The organism is Sphaerospermopsis sp. LEGE 00249, from assembly GCF_014299995.1.
Classification (GTDB): domain Bacteria; phylum Cyanobacteriota; class Cyanobacteriia; order Cyanobacteriales; family Nostocaceae; genus Sphaerospermopsis; species Sphaerospermopsis kisseleviana.
This window is the reverse complement of sequence record NZ_JACJUZ010000065.1, coordinates 14,249-30,327: the sequence shown is the minus strand read 5'-3', so window position 1 is coordinate 30,327 and position 16,079 is coordinate 14,249. Positions and strand designations below refer to the sequence as shown.

Below are 16,079 nucleotides of genomic sequence, written 5' to 3'. Positions count from 1 at the left end.
TTAATTTTCTCAAAGATTAAACCCAGTACAGCAGCATTAATTAATCTTTTATTTTCTTCCTGAATTTCTTCCCCAGTTTCACTACTAAAATCATAAGCATTGAGAAATTCAAATAGATATTCTAAAGTATTAATTTCACCAGTGCGTTTTTTTCCATTACTATCTTTTAAAATGGTAGAAGAGAAAATTTGTAAGTTCTCATTTCTGAGATTATTGATAAAAATAGTTACTTGTTCAATATCCGTCGGTTCAAATAGAGAACTATTCAAATAAGGAACATGAGAAAAGCTTTTTTGTACGGTTTGATTTCTTTCGTGGTGTTTACGAGCTAATACGCTGAAGAAAAGACTATTCAGATCATCATAATTTCTGACTTTCTGTAAGTTCAAAAATCCGTAAGATAGATCATTTTCATGATATTTAATTAATTGCGCTTCTAATAATTTCAAAAATAGGATTCTATTAATCCAAGTAATTGCTAATTCTAAACCCAGATTGAAAAGTTGTTCTTGGTAAGTTTCTCCAAATTGTTCTGGTTTCTCTAACCGAGAAATTTTATCTAAACTATCGAGTTGAATAATGGCATTTTCTATTAATGAACCAACGTTTCTTTCAGGTTCTTTTTTCCGTTGAATCAGTTTTTTACTACCTTCTTTAATTTCCGTTAAACCGATAATATGTAATAGTTCGCTATAAAATCCTTTGTCTAGGGTATTGCTATCATTTGCAAAAGGTAATTTTAATAAGTTCATTTTTTCACATCTTGATATTGATTAAATTTAGTTTAACCAAAGCTAAATTATTCAGTAATATTTACAGATAAATTTAGCTTGTTTTTTTACAAATCTTATAATTTGTTCGGACACCATTTAATTTTAGTCTTAAATTGTCAGAATCAGATATTGCGTAGGTTGGGTTGACGTTAGGAAACCCAACATTGTTAAACATCTGTTGGGTTGTTGCTTAACCCAACCTACAAAAATTAATTAATATCAGAAGTTGGGGATATGGATAAGGTGATATTATCTAGAACTTTCGATAATTTTAATTTCCTCTGCTGTTAAATTATAAAGTTGATAAACCATTTGATCAATTTCTGCTTCTAATGCGCTTGTATCTGCATTCGGATCTGCTTTTTTAGCTATGAGAATTTGATCAACTATTTTTTCTAGTGATAATTCTTCAATTTCTGTAGGTTCTTTAATAGGTAACATTTCAATTTTATATTTTTTCCATCTGTTTGTACCCATTCCTGTAGTAGTGGAAATTTGATTAAAATACCATGCTGATAGTTGGGAATTTAAAATTGCTAATAAATATTTAAGTTTTTCACCAGTCATCAAAAAAGTAGTAGCTTCAGCGTAATAGTTAGAATCATCAAAAGCAAATTTAGGTTGATCAGATATTTCACCCCAAACTATTTTAGGTTTTTCAAAATCTTCTAAATAAGCACAATTTCTTAAATTTGTCCAATGTTTACCTTTGTCTTGTCGCTGTTCAATATCAGGAATAAAAGAACTTAAATAATTATAAATAGATGGATAATTTTCTTCAGCTTTAATTCTCTCAATATGACTTTTTATGATTCCATTATGTGTATTAATTAAGTATGATCCAGAAAAATAATAACTATATTTTTTTAAATCTCTACCTCTTAAAATTGGTTTAATTATTTCTGATGATTTTTCATCTTCAGAAATTAATTTATTTCTAGTTTCTTCGTTAATAATAAAAGCAGCATTATATCCTGTTTTAATACCAAAATTTATTGTAATTTTAAAATCCTTTAATTTTTTAGCAATTTGTTCTATTTTTTGTTTTAATTCTCCAACTTTTTCATTTCCTATAATCCATTCTGATGTATTAGGTATTTTAAATTCAAAACAGTTGTTAATGAAATATTCATCTAAGGAAGAACCAAATATATAATTACTCATTAAACTAGCTACATTAAAACATTCATTTAGTTGATCTTTTTTAAGAAGTATAATATTTGATTCTACAGTTGCTTCTTCAAAAATCTGAATATCTTCAATATTTAATAAAGTCTTAGGTTGCATATTTTCCCTAAAATATTTTTTCAAAGCATCACCATAAATCGTCTTTAACCAAGAATTAGACGTGATATAATTTAAAAATCCTTGTTTCCTTAAAATGCAATTTCCTTGTTCATAAAACAAACAATAAATATCCGAACCTTTTGTATAAGTTTGATATTTATTTTCAAAATAAGCAATTTGATATTTATCTTTAATTTTAGATAGTGAAAAGTAAGGAGGATTACCAATAACGACATCAAAACCAACAAAAACACCATCATTATTCAAAACTTCAGGAAATTCAAACCTCCACTCAAAAGCATTATCATAAATCTTCCCACTTTCTATATCTTCAATCTCAACTCGTAACTTATCAATCTCATTATTTAACTTAGCAATTTTTTTCTCCCGTGCTTTTTTTTCAGCTTTAGTTTCCTCAAACAAAGAAGTTTGATTTTCTAAATTCTCAACTTCACCCTGTAACTTTCTTAACTTAGTTTTATTAGGATCACTTAATCCCAAAGTTGTCTTTAAATTACCTTTAATATCATTAATTAACCTTGTCATTTCCCGCTTTTGTTCTCTATTTTCAGCATTGCGGTAAGTTTGTACAGCATTTCTATAAATTTCAATACTGCATTTACTTCTATTTAAAGCAACTCGCAAATCAGCATCTAACGCAAAACGACTAATTAAAGAATTACCACATTTAATATTAATATCAATATTCGGTAAAGTTTCCAGTTCAGTATAATTACTTGCGGTTTTATAATAAGCATTTTTCAAAAGTTCAATCCATAACCGCAACCGACATATTTTGACAGAATTGGGGTTAATATCCACACCAAATAAACAGGTTTCAATAATTATTTGTTTTTCATGAAACAGAGTTTCTTGTACTCGCTGACTTTCCTTATTTTTGGGATTATATTCAAATAATAAACCATCTTCATCGGTAATAATTAACTCATCGTTGACAACTTCTATTTGATATTCCTTTAATCTTTTACCTTCCCTATCAAGTAAAATTTTTAGTTCGCTTTTGATTGCAATAATTTCATTCAAAGCTGAAACTAAAAAATGTCCTGAACCCACAGCAGGATCACATATTTTCAAACTGTTAATAATATCATTAGCTGCTTTTTTATCCTCTATTTTATCATATAAATCATCAATAGTTTCACAATTCCAACCTTTAATATCATTAAACTTTTGGATAACCGCTCTTCTAATGGTTTCTCGACACATATACATAGTAATAAAACCAGGAGTAAAGAAAGAACCATCTTTATAACCGTTAATTTTCTCAAAGATTAAACCCAGTACAGCAGCATTAATTAATCTTTTATTTTCTTCCTGAATTTCTTCCCCAGTTTCACTACTAAAATCATAAGCATTGAGAAATTCAAATAGATATTCTAAAGCATTAATTTCACCAGTCAGTTTTTTTCCATTACTATCTTTTAAGATAGTACCTGTAAAAATCGGTAATTTCTCATTTCCTAAATTGCTAATTACAATAGTATCTTGTTCAAGGTCTGTAAGTTCAAACAAAGAACTGTTTAAATAAGGAACATGAGCAAATATTGTTTGTAATTTCTGGCTTCTTTCCTGTGGTTTACGTGCTAAAACGCTAAAAAATAGACTATTGAGATCATCATAATTCTTAACTTTTTGTAAATTCAAAAATCCAAAGGATAAATCATTTTTATGATATTTAATTAATTGCGCTTCTAATAATTTCAAAAATAGGATTCTATTAATCCAAGTAATTGCTAATTCTAAACCCAGATTGAAAAGTTGTTCTTGGTAAGTTTCTCCAAATTGTTCTGGTTTCTCTAACCGAGAAATTTTATCTAAACTATCGAGTTGAATAATGGCATTTTCTATTAATGAACCAACGTTTCTTTCAGGTTCTTTTTTCCGTTGAATCAGTTTTTTACTACCTTCTTTAGTTTCTACCAAACCGATAATATGTAATAATTCACTGTAAAAACCTTTGTCTAGGGTATTGCTATCATTTGCAAAAGGTAATTTTAATAAATGTTCTGGAGAAAATAGCTTAAACAGGGAAATTAACTTATGTTCATCTGGATGTTCACCAGGGTTTAAATATTGCTGATACTCTCGAATATCTAAATGTGTAAAGGTGATTTTATCGGCAATTTCATCAATGGTAGGTTTAGCAATTTCTTTATAAAAGAAGTCGGTTTTTTTATTGCTTAATCTTCCAGCTTCAAAATCTGTAAATTGCTGAACCAGGGTTTTATTTTCTATAAATGCTTTCTCAAATATATTAGCATCAAAAATGAACCATTCATAAATATTAGTCGCTATTAAATATTTAATTTCTAAATTTTTAGCTGTCAAACGTTCCCGCAGAAAATATAAAACTAATTCTTGAAATGCTTTGGTGTTTAAATTATCAACTTTGAGCATTTCGCTTTTATTTGTTGGTTTCTTAAATTCTAAAATTACACCAACAGTAGTTTTAGCGTCTTTACCATTATGAATCACTAAATCATTTCTTCCTTTGGTGTTTATAAAATGATTGGTGCTGTAATATGTGTTTTTTAAAAAATCACCAATCAGATTTTTATGAAACTCTTCTGATTCAGATTCGTTGATTTTATCAATTAAATTTTGTAGGTTCTTTTTGAAGTTCTCAATGTCATTTCTGTTGGGTTTAACTTTGAGAAAGGCTTTATTTAATGATTCTCTTGGTTGGATTTTATGAAAATTCATATTGTTCATTTTATGTAACGGTTTAACTATTAATTATTACTTGTTTTGTGATACTATACCATAAATAATTACAAATAGTATGTAACAAAAAATAAATTTATATAAACTTATTTTCCCTTATGTTTTCTAGCTCCTTATTTGTCGTAAGGACAATTTTTAACGCCTAACTACTTATAGCGATTTATAGCGATCGCCTTTCCAACTCTAGCCACATTGACTTCATCAGTGCGATACCTTCGGTAAGCTTCGCTAACGCTATTTTATTCATAAAAATGATCATGTAAATCTGACTCAGAAATATATTTACTAGCTTGGCGATAAATTGCCCGACAAGTGCCTAAATCTAACTGCTTATGATTAGGTACTGTTAATGTCTCTTTTCCATTTTCTCCTAATCTTCTCAATTTAATATGACTACCTTTTTGACTGATAATTTCAAAACCAAATTGATTCAAAATATCAATAATTTCCTCTGCTGATAATCTGCGTAACTTAGGCATAAATCGGTTGTACTTCAAAAACAAAGCGAATAGCAGGATGTTCAATTAATCCAAACTCCTCTGGATTTTCCCCTTCCAAATGTAGAGAAACTGCTTCAGTCAAATTTCTGACAACTTCATCTAAACTATCCCCCTGAGTAACAACCGCAATTTCTACACATTCAGCAACATAACCACAATCATCACCTGTATGAATTATCGCTGTAATACTTTCTTTATTCATAAATAATCCTGAGATTTTCTAACATATTATATCTAAAAATAGCCATATAGCAGATATAGCGATCGCCCTTTCCACTCGATCCATTTTTCTATCAAAATAGCGATCGCTTCATCTTCCTAACGCAACTCACTTACCATATTCAATCTTTTTTGTCAATCCCCCTGATTCCTAAGCTGCTAATAACAGCATCAAAATAGTTGAATCTCATGTCAGGAATTTTTGATAAATCACTGGCTTTTTTGCAGGTTCTTATTTTTGTGTGTTCGGAAACTCTTACCAGTGAGGGTTTTCAATCTGCTGCTTAAAACCCTGTCTTGAAAATAGGCACAATAAGGCAAATTACAAATTCTCTTAAATCATACCAGATGCCTGAAAATATTGCAATACCGTTGATAAATAAAAATAATTCTCAATTAAATATTAAGAAAATATAAAGGAAGAATTTTAAATAGTTATGTATTTTCAATCATTAAACTTTTGAACAATAAGATTATATTATTTATTCCCGAAATAGAGAGTTAGCATCATTAACACTTGTGTAATTTGAAAACAATCTGCAATCTTGTTATTGTAGGAGTTTTTATGTATTTAAACAACACCCTAAATTAAATTCTTTCTTCCTTTGCGTCTACCCTGCGGGATCTCCTGACGGAGATTGCGTGAAACATTCCTCAAAGAATACTTACACAAAAGCAACCTTACACATCAACCTCCCGCATCAATGGAAAACTTCTTTAATCTCAGCCAATTTTCCGTTAAAAACGCATAAACTAACGGTTGGTTTAGCACTAAACTGAAAAGGTAAGCTAAAGTTGATATTTTTGATTTAGTAATGCCACAGTACGATTTATTTCATAATCAAGTTAAAAATGCCCTCACTAAAGATGGATGGACAATTACTGATGATCCATTTATATTAGAATATAAAGGTTTGCGTTTATACGCTGATTTGGGAGCAGAAAAGTTATTTGCAGCCCAAAAGATGCAGCAAAAGATAGTAATTGAAATCAAGGTTTTTAACAGTCCTTCTTTAATTTCAGAATTAGAAAAAACTCTAGGACAATACAATATTTATGTTAGTTTAATAAAAAGGATTAATCCAGAACATAAATTATATTTAGCAATTCCTGAAGCTGCTTATCAAGATTTTTTTCTCAAACCAGCTATTCAAGATATTTTAAGTGATCAACAGCAGATTAATTACATTATTTTTGATCCAATTCTGGAGGTAATTGTACAATGGATAAGTTAGAAAAATACAGAAAAATTATAATTAGTGTTGTCGGAAATCACGCTAAGTATAAACCTAGTCATGGCAAAATTGAGGCTTTATGTATTTGTGATCAAGAATCTGATAATTATTTGTTAATGGATACAGGTTGGGATCAAACAGGTAGGGTTCATGCAGTGGTGTTTCATTTGCGAATTATTGATGGTAAAATCTGCATTGAATGGGATGGTACAGAAGGGGGGATCACTAGGGAACTATTGGAATTAGGAGTAGGAAAGGATGATATTATTTTAGGGTTTATTCGTCCTGAATATCGGCAGTTTACAGATTTTTCTGTGGCTTAAAACACAGCACTTACTAGGATGCGTCAGATGTCAAAAATCTGTTTATCTGCAAATTTCACGGTTTATCTGCAAATGCCATACCGCAATTGGGACAATGAATATCAAAGCTACTCCAAACAAGTCATAGGCTATTCTATGTTAATTGCGTTTTTATGCTTACTAGCAACTAAGATTTGCTGTAACATTAACTTGACTATGGATATTGTCAGCGTTCAAGCATTGTTACTGAAAGTATTTATACTATTTTTTACATTCATATAATATACAACTGTCTGTCTTCTTGGGCAACTATACGGTTAAAGGCTTAAAAAAAATTAATCTTTCCTTTGAGTTGACTCAAACTCGGAAATCTTCTTTAATCTCACCCAATTTTCCGTTAAAAACGCATAAACTAACGATTGGTTTAGGACTAAACTGGAAAGTCTTAACCATCAAACATAAGGAGAAAGCAGGAATGACCAAATATCTAGACACCGCCATTGAAGCCATTGTAGCCCGCGAAATCCTCGACTCACGGGGTAGACCTACCCTAGAAGCAGAAGTACATTTAGCTGGTGGTGCAGTCGGACTAGCACAAGTTCCTAGCGGTGCTTCTACAGGTACATTTGAAGCACATGAACTGCGAGATGGCGATAAAAGCCGTTATGGTGGTAAAGGAGTCCTCACGGCGGTAAAAAATGCCAATGAGATATTAGCGCCCAAATTATTAGGGTTGGATGTTCTCAACCAAGAGTTGTTAGACCGGACTATGATTGCTACAGATGGTTCACCTAACAAAGCTAATTTAGGCGCGAATGCGATTTTAGGAATTTCTTTAGCAGCAGCTAAAGCAGGTGCAGCAGCGTTAGATATTCCCCTTTATCGTTATTTGGGTGGACCTTTAGCAAACTTGCTGCCTGTACCTTTGATGAACGTGATCAACGGTGGGGCGCACGCTGCCAATAATGTAGACTTTCAAGAGTTTATGATTGTCCCTATCGGTGCGCCTTCTTTTAAAGAAGCTTTGCGTTGGGGTGCGGAAGTTTTTGCCACTCTCAGCAAAGTTTTGGATGAGAAAGGTTTGCTGACTGGTGTGGGTGATGAAGGTGGTTTTGCTCCTAACCTAGAATCTAACCAAGTGGCGTTAGAATTGCTAGTAGCAGCCATTGAAAAAGCTGGTTACAAACCCGGTGAACAAGTGGCTTTAGCTTTAGACGTAGCTGCTAGTGAATTTTACAAAGATGGGCAATATGTTTATGATGGTAAACCCCATAGCCCCGTTGAGTTTATTGATTATTTAGGGCAGTTGGTGGATCAATATCCTATTGTTTCCATTGAAGATGGTTTACATGAGGAAGATTGGCAAAACTGGCAATTACTAACTCAGAAAGTCGGTTCTAAGGTGCAGTTAGTTGGTGATGATTTGTTTGTAACCAACGCCACCCGCTTACAAAAAGGCATCGAACAAAAAGCCGGTAACTCGATTTTGATTAAGTTAAATCAAATCGGTTCACTAACTGAAACTTTGGAAACCATTGATTTAGCTACACGCAACGGTTTCCGTTCCGTTATTAGCCATCGTTCCGGTGAAACCGAAGATACAACCATTGCAGATTTAGCAGTAGCAACTCGCGCTGGACAAATTAAAACCGGTTCTCTCTGTCGTAGTGAACGGGTGGCTAAATACAATCGCTTACTGAGAATTGAAGATGAATTAGGCGATCGCGCTATCTATGCAGGTAAAGTTGGTTTAGGACCTAAGTAGGTGATTGGGGACTGGGGACTGGGGACTGGGAAAAAATTTTAGATTTTAGATTTTAGATTGGAGTTAACAAAACAATCCAAAATCCAAAATCTAAAATAAAAAAACTCTTGCCTCCTGTTCCCTATTTCTTGCCTCAACCAAAGAAGATTTTAGGACTGATAAGGTGAATTTGATTTAGGTGTGATAGAAATTTGAAAACCTATGGTATTTAGTAATTCTAGGAAAGCATAAATTTCAGCACAATTGCTTTGTTTAAGGATGTTCTGAAGTTTCTCATATTGCTGTTTAGTTGAATCAGAAATATGATTCATTTTAGCATAAGCTTCTACTACATTAGATATGGCATTTTGCAGTAGTAATGGTTCATCACTTCCTTCTTCTAAAACTATTTCTAGATAACTTGCAGCTTCTTCAGAGTTTTTCAGAGATTCAATGAGAAATTCCTGATAGTTTCTACTGGTTGGTATTTTCACGTTTTTCATAGTCTAACAAATACTCCTTAGCTTTAGCAATATCTTGTTCTTGGGTGCTTTTATCTCCACCACAGAGAAGAAGTACAATTGTTGTTCCTAACTGTCCAAAATAAACTCGATATCCTGGACCATAATCAATTTTAAATTCAAATACACCTGCTCCTACTGAACGATAATCTCCCAGATTACCTAGTTTAACGCGATCCAGTCTTAATTGAATTTTTTGTCTTGCTTTCCTATCTCGTAGAGAATAATACCAATCTTCAAAAGGACTTTTGCCATCAATTTTCAGGTAGTTTTTAATCTCCCTGGCTTGTGCTTCCATTATTTTATGATAGTGGATGAAAAGTTTAAGAATAAGGCGATATTGCTCTGGATTAAAATTACATTAGTCGGTACAAAGTGAAACCCAACAAAACTTGATAAATGTTGGGTTTCGTTCCTCAAATCAACCTACTATGGATAAAACCCAACTTTGGGTAAACCCAAGGTTTCATCCCAACCCATCATAATGTTCATACATTGAATGGCTTGTCCTGCTTGTCCTTTGATCAGGTTGTCAATGGCTGACATGACGATCACTCGCCGGGTTCGTGGGTCAACTTCTATACCTATATAACAGGAGTTACTTCCACACGCCCATTTAGTTTGGGGATAAGTGCCGCTATTACAGATTTTCACCCAAGGGGAATTACGGTAAAATGCAGTGTAAATTGTAATTAAATCATCACGCACTAAACCCGGATCTCGCAAGGTGGCGTAAACGGTGGCTAATATTCCCCTCACCATTGGGATTAAATGAGGTGTAAATTGTACTGTAACTTCGTGTCCGGCTAAATCACTGCAAATTTGCTCAATTTCTGGGGTGTGACGGTGACGGGCGACGTTATACGCAGCTAGGGAGTTATCAGCTTCCGCTAACAACAGGTTAATTTTACCTTGTCTTCCTCCTCCAGATGTCCCAGATTTAGCATCAATGATCGCTGTTTCTGGTATAATTAAACCTTGTTTCAGCAGTGGGGCAAGTGCGAGTAAACTGGCTGTGGGATAGCAACCAGGACAACCGATGAGATTGGTTTCGGCAATGCGATCGCGGTACAATTCTGGTAAACCATAAACTGCTGTTTCAGCTATAGTGCGATCGCTTCTTTCTGTTCCATACCAAGTTGTATAAGTTTTTAACTCACTGAAACGATAGTCGGCACTCAAATCTAATACTTTACAGCCTTTTTCTATCAGTTTGGGTGCAATGTCACAGGCTAAACCGTTGGGTAAAGATAGAAATACTACTTCACATCTACTAGCAATCACTTCTGGATCTACCGCTTCAATGTTGAGTTGAACTACACTCCCCAAATGGGGATAAAGATCCGTAAATGTTTTCCCGGCGCTGCTTTCGCCACCTAAATATACTACTTCTACTTCTGGATGATCCATCAGGAGTCTGACAAGTTGCACTCCGCCATAACCTGACGCGCCAACAATGCCTACTGGTACGCGCCTTAAATTACCCATGTTATGAAATCCTTATCCGCTTTTGGTTAATCTAATATTAGCTATCATCAATCAGGTTGTTAGCCAATTGGTGATAACTGAATTATTATTGAACTTTCGCTGCATTGTATAGCAAATATCGTATTTTGGAGAAGGCAGAAGGCAGGGGGCAGGAGGTAAAACACCCTTGCTGCTTGATAGCATAGCGTGGTGTAAGCAATTTTTTGTGTATTTTCTCGCTTTCTAGTTTAACTCAATTGTTGTGATCACTTAATCTAGAAAAATATTTACAACTGCACTTAGATAGAATTATTATTTTAACTGACAAGCTATTACCTGTATTTTTTTAGAGTGTACTTTTTATAGCAAATAAATGTACAAAACCTTTAACGAAAACCCAACGCATCCAAAACGTGCCTTACAAATATGGCAAATTTTGATCAGCAAAGCAGTGAACCGCCAAACTTTAACCTATAAAATGTTAGCTGAAATTCTTGGTTTTCAAGGTTCAGGGACTTTAGCTCCCATATTGGGACACATCATGTATTATTGTCAGCAAAATAAACTTCCACCCTTAACAGTTATAGTAGTTAATCAAACAACTGGACTGCCAGGAAATGGTTTGATTACTACAAATAATATTCATGCTGAACGTGAAGATGTTTTTAACTTTGACTGGTTCGCTATTTACCCGCCTTCTCCTAATGAATTGGAAACCGCTTATAAATCTGGGAATTGTCAAATATGACTACTTATAAACAAATCCAGGATTACATTAAAAATAAACATCAGGTAACAGTAAAAACCTGTTGGATTGCTCATGCAAAAGAACAGTTAGGACTTCCACTTAAACCATCTAAACGTAGTTCTGAAGGAAAACCAAGAGTTTATCAATGTCCTGAAAATAAATTGTCATTAATTAAAGAAGCTTTTGAATATTTCCATGATTTATAAATTTTAAATCAAAAAAATCAAAAAAAAAAATCAAAAAAAAAAATCAAAAAATATGAAGAATGAAATTGTCATTGTCCGCACAGGTATTCCTCCCCAACAACTAGATAAATATGTTGATGATGAAACAAAACTGCATGAAGCACCAGAAGGTTTACGCACATTAGCAATTTTAGGAAAAACATTTTACTGGACATTGAACTTAGAGCGAGTTCAATCTTGTGCTGAGGTACATATCTATAACTGGGAAGGAAATCAACGGATTGTTGCCCCGATTTTACCAGAACAATGTTAGTCTCTGTAATTCCCCTGTCAATAGAGTTTGAGACACGCTCACCCTGGTTTTGCGTAAGTCCTGAGATTAAAGATTATCTAACCACTGTTGCAAATCTGCCACTGTCTCTAAATCAAATATTGCCTCTCCCAAAGATTCCATAATTTCTATGTTTAAACTTCTAATTTTGGTTTCTAACTCTAGATTAATTTGTCCCAATTTTCTATTAATTTGACGGATGATTAAATTTTTTTCTCTTTCAATGCCTCTTTCAATTCCTTCTTCCATCCAACTGGTAACAATTTGCATAACTTCCTCCTTTTCCTCTGTTATTAATGTACCTAGTTCTGTTTGAAATTTCTCTTTTTCTATTTTATTTAATCTCAAGTATGTGTCAATGAAACCTGATATTAATTGCATTTTGGCAGGGTTTAACTTTAAGGTTACTAACAACCTTAAACATTCTGCTTTAACTTTTGGCCTCTACATCTGTTTCTTTTTATTCTTTGTCCTTCAATCTTTCAGGTACATAACTGACTCCTGTAGGGGCAACCACGGGGGGTTTGCCCCTACAACTCCTATTCCTCATCTTCATCAATTATCGCATTTCTGTCCAATAATAATAAATCACGTAATTGATCTGTATCAAGTTCTGTTAACCATTCTTCACCAGCACCAACCACCTGTTCTGCTAATTGTTTCTTACTTTCAATCATCTCATTAATTTTCTCTTCTAAAGTTCCAGTACACACAAATTTATGAACCTGTACATTCTTAGTTTGTCCAATTCTAAAAACTCGATCTGTAGCTTGATTTTCCACCGCAGGATTCCACCATCTATCAAAATGAAATACATGATTTGCCCTGGTTAAATTTAAACCCACACCACCAGCTTTTAAAGACAAAATCATAATTGGTGGTCCTTGGGGGTCATGTTGAAAACGATCAATCATTTCTTCCCGTTGTTTTTTACTGGTGCTACCATATAAAAAGAAAATTTCTCTGCCTAAACGTTTTTCTAAATAGGGTTTTAATAATTTACCCCATTCGGCAAACTGAGTAAAAATTAAAGCCCGGTTTTCTTCTGCCACAACTTCTTCTAACATTTCTTCTAGACGTTGTAATTTTGCAGAATGATGTTTTGCTAAATTTGACTCTTTTAAAAATTGTGCTGGATGATTACAAATTTGTTTGAGTTTCACCAACAAACCTAAAATCATACCCCGACGTTGTAAACCTGCTGCTGATTCAATTTCCACTAAAGATTCATCTACTAACTGTTGATATAGTTGTCCTTGTTCCGCAGTTAAACCACAAAATACAGTCATTTCTTGCTTTTCTGGCAAGTCTTGAATAATTGATTTATCAGTTTTCAAACGTCGTAAAATAAAAGGTTGTACTAAAGACCGCAATTGTCCTAAAGAAGCAGTATCACCATACTTTTCAATAGGCATGGCAAAACGTCTTTGGAAAAATTGTTTATTACCCAAATAACCAGGATTGAGAAAATCTAAAATAGACCATAATTCCTGCAATCTATTTTCTACAGGTGTTCCGGTTAAAGCAATTCTAAATGTAGTGTCCAATTTTCGCACAGCTTGAGATTGTTTAGAATCAGCATTTTTGATATTTTGGGCTTCATCTAAAACAACTATTTGCCAATTCATGGTTTTTAATAAATTAATATCTCGCTGTACCAATGAATAGCTAGTAATTACTAAATCGTATTTATTTACTATTGCCGTAAAACTTTTACCTTTCGGGCGTTTATCACCATGATATTCTAAAACTTTCAATTTAGGGGCAAATTTTTTAACTTCTTTTGCCCAATTTCCTAAAACCGAAGTGGGACATACTAAAAGCGTCGGGTTTTCTAATGCGTCTTGTTCTTTGAGATGCAGGAGAAAAACAATAAATTGTACCGATTTTCCTAGTCCCATATCATCCGCTAAACAAGCACCTAAACCCCATCTTTCTAAAAATGCTAACCAAGCTGCACCCCGTTCTTGATAAGGTCGTAATTTACCTTGAAAATTGTCAGGTGTTGGTAAAGGTTGAATATCTTGATTATTAGTTAAAGTCCCTACTAATTCTTGCAATGCGCCGGAAGCATCAAAACTCACAACAGGTAATTTTTCAATCACTTGAGTATCACCGGTACTAATTCTTAAAGCATCTTCTAAAGATAAAGATAATTGTTCTTTACGAGATGTAAAAAAGTTTTGGGCAGTTTTAATATCTTGGTTTCTTAGTTCTACCCATTCACCGTTAATTTCTACTAAAGGACTATTTAAAGCTACCAGTTTATCAAACTCAGCTTTAGAAATTGTCTGTCCACCAATTGCTAATTGCCATTGAAAGTTTAACAAACTTTGTAACCCCAAACGTCCTGATTTTTGCTTGGGAGGTTCAGCATTAATTTTCAAACCTAAACGATTAGCCCAACCTTCACGATTTGCTAAACTTGGTGGTAAAATTACCCCTAAACCGCTATCTTCTAATCTCCAAGTTACAGTTTTAATAAATTCATAAGCTTGCATAGGAGTGAGGTGACAAAATTCAGGAGATTCTGTTTCTAAACTAGGCGCAATCACGGGATATAATCGAGAAGCTAAACCCAAACCCCGCAAAAATGTTTCCTGTGGTTGTTCAATTTGACGATGTTGATAAACTAATGTTTTTACTGGATGACTCCAAATAGTATTAGCATCTATTAAAAATTCTGAATCATCCGCTGCTTGGAGAAAATAAGCTAACTTCCAATCTGTTGTTTCTGCTGCTGGGGGATGGAGTTGAAAACAAGTTCTAAATGCAGCTTTTCCTGTTAATTGATATTGTAAAGGTAAAGTCCATGCTTTTAGGGATGATTCTAATCTTTCTACTCCCATTGCATCAGCATTAATTTGATTTAATCCTTGATTTGATGCACTCGTTAAGGACTGTAACCACTGCTGTACCGCAGATGGTAAGGACATCATTAATCTATTATCAATGGGAGATTGAGAACCAACCATTTCTCGAATTTGGGCATCTATGATATTATTGAGAAATGCCAAAATTAATCCTTGCGGTTCTCCAGGTAAAGCAACGGCTAATTTACTGCTAAAATCTTCTCTATCTGGTTGATAAGTACGACAAACTAACGGCATTTTCGCCGCAAATTTTTCTAAACGAGTAGCATCTATAGCACTATCTAAAAGTACCTGCCATTTACCAACTAGAGAATTATCTGGATTTTCTATAATATTCGGTAAAAACTTACAACGGGCAATTAAATCTAAACTCCATCGCGCCATTTGTAACCAAAAACGCAAATCTCCACCTAAAAAAGCATCTTTATTATCTGTTGAACTCAAGGGTAAATTTGAGAGAAATTTAATGGCAGCACTGGGTGGGAGACAAAAACCTTCAATTTTCCAAGGTTGTAAGTATTTTTGTGAATTTTTCTCAATCTCTAAACTAGCAGAATTTATGGGAGAAATAGCAGATTCTGTTTCTATAAAATTAGTTGGTAAAGCAATAATTGGTGAGTATGTTGGTAAAGTCTTTTCTGTTTTATGTGCTGTTTTACGTCCTTTGATTGGATTAACAGCAACTGGAGATGTTTGAATATTTTGAATATTTTGAATATTTTGAATATGTGGAATATAATTAGGAATTTCTAAATTATTTACTGCTAACCATTCCCTCAAATCCGTTGGTGTCATTGCCAAGGGATTAAGTGGTATTTCATCGGCGGTAATAGATTCCAGATTAATCTGGGAACTTCGCCAAGTTTCTCCCCAAATAAATAAACAATTATCAGTATAATTTTGTTCTTTATTTAACCAAATACCGTGTAGAATTGCCATATTTCTCAGATGCTAATTGTTGTACGGAAATAATAGGGAATAGGAAACAGGGAACAGGGAACAGGGAACAGACTTGAAGTATTGTATTGTATGATTTTTTGTGTAAATTTTATATTTCATGCAAGTGCATACTGCTATGTAAAAAAAAATTATATTTGAGAATTTATATCGGACTATTCAACAATTCAATGTAACTCCTTAACTCCTATT

Annotated in this window: 14 protein-coding genes and 1 pseudogene; 6 read left to right on the top strand and 9 right to left on the bottom strand. The window is 33.4% G+C overall.

Annotated features, from left to right (window positions below):
* The 4 genes and pseudogenes from H5968_RS19300 to H5968_RS19285 all read right to left on the bottom strand — a co-directional run.
* Positions 1-752: pseudogene (locus H5968_RS19300) on the bottom strand (type II restriction endonuclease); the annotation flags it as partial.
* A 270-nt stretch (positions 753-1,022) separates the two neighbouring features.
* Positions 1,023-4,784 (bottom strand): TaqI-like C-terminal specificity domain-containing protein, encoded by a 3,762-nt coding sequence (locus tag H5968_RS19295; protein ID WP_187041251.1) that lies wholly within the window; start codon positions 4,782-4,784, stop codon positions 1,023-1,025.
* A 260-nt stretch (positions 4,785-5,044) separates the two neighbouring features.
* Positions 5,045-5,284, bottom strand: a complete 240-nt coding sequence (locus H5968_RS19290) for a type II toxin-antitoxin system HicA family toxin (RefSeq protein WP_187041250.1) — start codon at positions 5,282-5,284, stop codon at positions 5,045-5,047.
* On the bottom strand, positions 5,277-5,507 hold the full coding sequence (locus H5968_RS19285; RefSeq protein WP_187041249.1) for a type II toxin-antitoxin system HicB family antitoxin: 231 nt from the start codon (positions 5,505-5,507) through the stop codon (positions 5,277-5,279). Before H5968_RS19285 ends, H5968_RS19290 begins: the two co-directional genes overlap by 8 nt.
* Positions 5,508-6,339: 832 nt before the next feature.
* On the opposite strand from H5968_RS19285, the gene H5968_RS19280 reads away from it, so the two are divergent.
* The 3 genes from H5968_RS19280 to eno all read left to right on the top strand — a co-directional run bounded on the left by H5968_RS19280 (position 6,340) and on the right by eno (position 8,826).
* Positions 6,340-6,759 (top strand): element excision factor XisH family protein, encoded by a 420-nt coding sequence (locus H5968_RS19280; protein WP_096566343.1) that lies wholly within the window; start codon positions 6,340-6,342, stop codon positions 6,757-6,759.
* A complete protein-coding gene (locus H5968_RS19275) occupies positions 6,747-7,082 on the top strand; it encodes a XisI protein (RefSeq protein WP_187041248.1) in 336 nt (111 codons plus the stop codon). Before H5968_RS19280 ends, H5968_RS19275 begins: the two co-directional genes overlap by 13 nt.
* Positions 7,083-7,536: 454 nt before the next feature.
* On the top strand, positions 7,537-8,826 hold the full coding sequence (gene eno / locus H5968_RS19270; RefSeq protein ID WP_187041247.1) for a phosphopyruvate hydratase: 1,290 nt from the start codon (positions 7,537-7,539) through the stop codon (positions 8,824-8,826).
* 149 nt (positions 8,827-8,975) lie between these two features.
* On the opposite strand, the gene H5968_RS19265 is transcribed toward eno, so the two are convergent.
* From H5968_RS19265 to argC, 3 genes are all read right to left on the bottom strand, one after another.
* Positions 8,976-9,308 (bottom strand): DNA-binding protein, encoded by a 333-nt coding sequence (locus H5968_RS19265; protein ID WP_187041246.1) that lies wholly within the window; start codon positions 9,306-9,308, stop codon positions 8,976-8,978.
* Complete coding sequence (locus tag H5968_RS19260; RefSeq protein ID WP_187041245.1) at positions 9,280-9,624, bottom strand: type II toxin-antitoxin system RelE/ParE family toxin; 345 nt, start codon at positions 9,622-9,624, stop codon at positions 9,280-9,282. The genes H5968_RS19265 and H5968_RS19260 overlap by 29 nt, the downstream gene beginning before the upstream one ends.
* A gap of 131 nt (positions 9,625-9,755) precedes the next feature.
* Positions 9,756-10,814: an N-acetyl-gamma-glutamyl-phosphate reductase gene (gene argC / locus H5968_RS19255; protein WP_187041244.1), complete on the bottom strand. Its 1,059-nt coding sequence runs from the start codon at positions 10,812-10,814 to the stop codon at positions 9,756-9,758.
* 352 nt (positions 10,815-11,166) lie between these two features.
* Here argC and H5968_RS19250 point away from each other — a divergent pair, with 352 nt between their 5' ends.
* The 3 genes from H5968_RS19250 to H5968_RS19240 are packed head-to-tail and all read left to right on the top strand — an operon-like array spanning position 11,167 to position 12,039.
* Complete coding sequence (locus H5968_RS19250) at positions 11,167-11,541, top strand: hypothetical protein (protein ID WP_096566351.1); 375 nt, start codon at positions 11,167-11,169, stop codon at positions 11,539-11,541.
* Complete coding sequence (locus H5968_RS19245) at positions 11,538-11,747, top strand: hypothetical protein (protein ID WP_096566353.1); 210 nt, start codon at positions 11,538-11,540, stop codon at positions 11,745-11,747. The genes H5968_RS19250 and H5968_RS19245 overlap by 4 nt, the downstream gene beginning before the upstream one ends.
* Positions 11,748-11,799: 52 nt before the next feature.
* Positions 11,800-12,039 carry a hypothetical protein gene (locus H5968_RS19240; protein WP_187041243.1) on the top strand — a complete coding sequence of 80 codons (240 nt, stop codon included), beginning with the start codon at positions 11,800-11,802 and terminating at the stop codon, positions 12,037-12,039.
* Positions 12,040-12,105: 66 nt separating this feature from the next.
* Here the strand turns inward: H5968_RS19240 and H5968_RS19235 are convergent, their stop codons facing one another.
* Both H5968_RS19235 and H5968_RS19230 read right to left on the bottom strand, forming a co-directional pair.
* Entirely contained in the window at positions 12,106-12,438 is a 333-nt protein-coding gene (locus tag H5968_RS19235; RefSeq protein ID WP_255427189.1) for a DUF4351 domain-containing protein, read from the bottom strand.
* 158 nt (positions 12,439-12,596) lie between these two features.
* Positions 12,597-15,869 carry a DEAD/DEAH box helicase gene (locus H5968_RS19230; protein ID WP_187041241.1) on the bottom strand — a complete coding sequence of 1,091 codons (3,273 nt, stop codon included), beginning with the start codon at positions 15,867-15,869 and terminating at the stop codon, positions 12,597-12,599.
* Between the last annotated feature and the right edge of the window lie 210 nt (positions 15,870-16,079).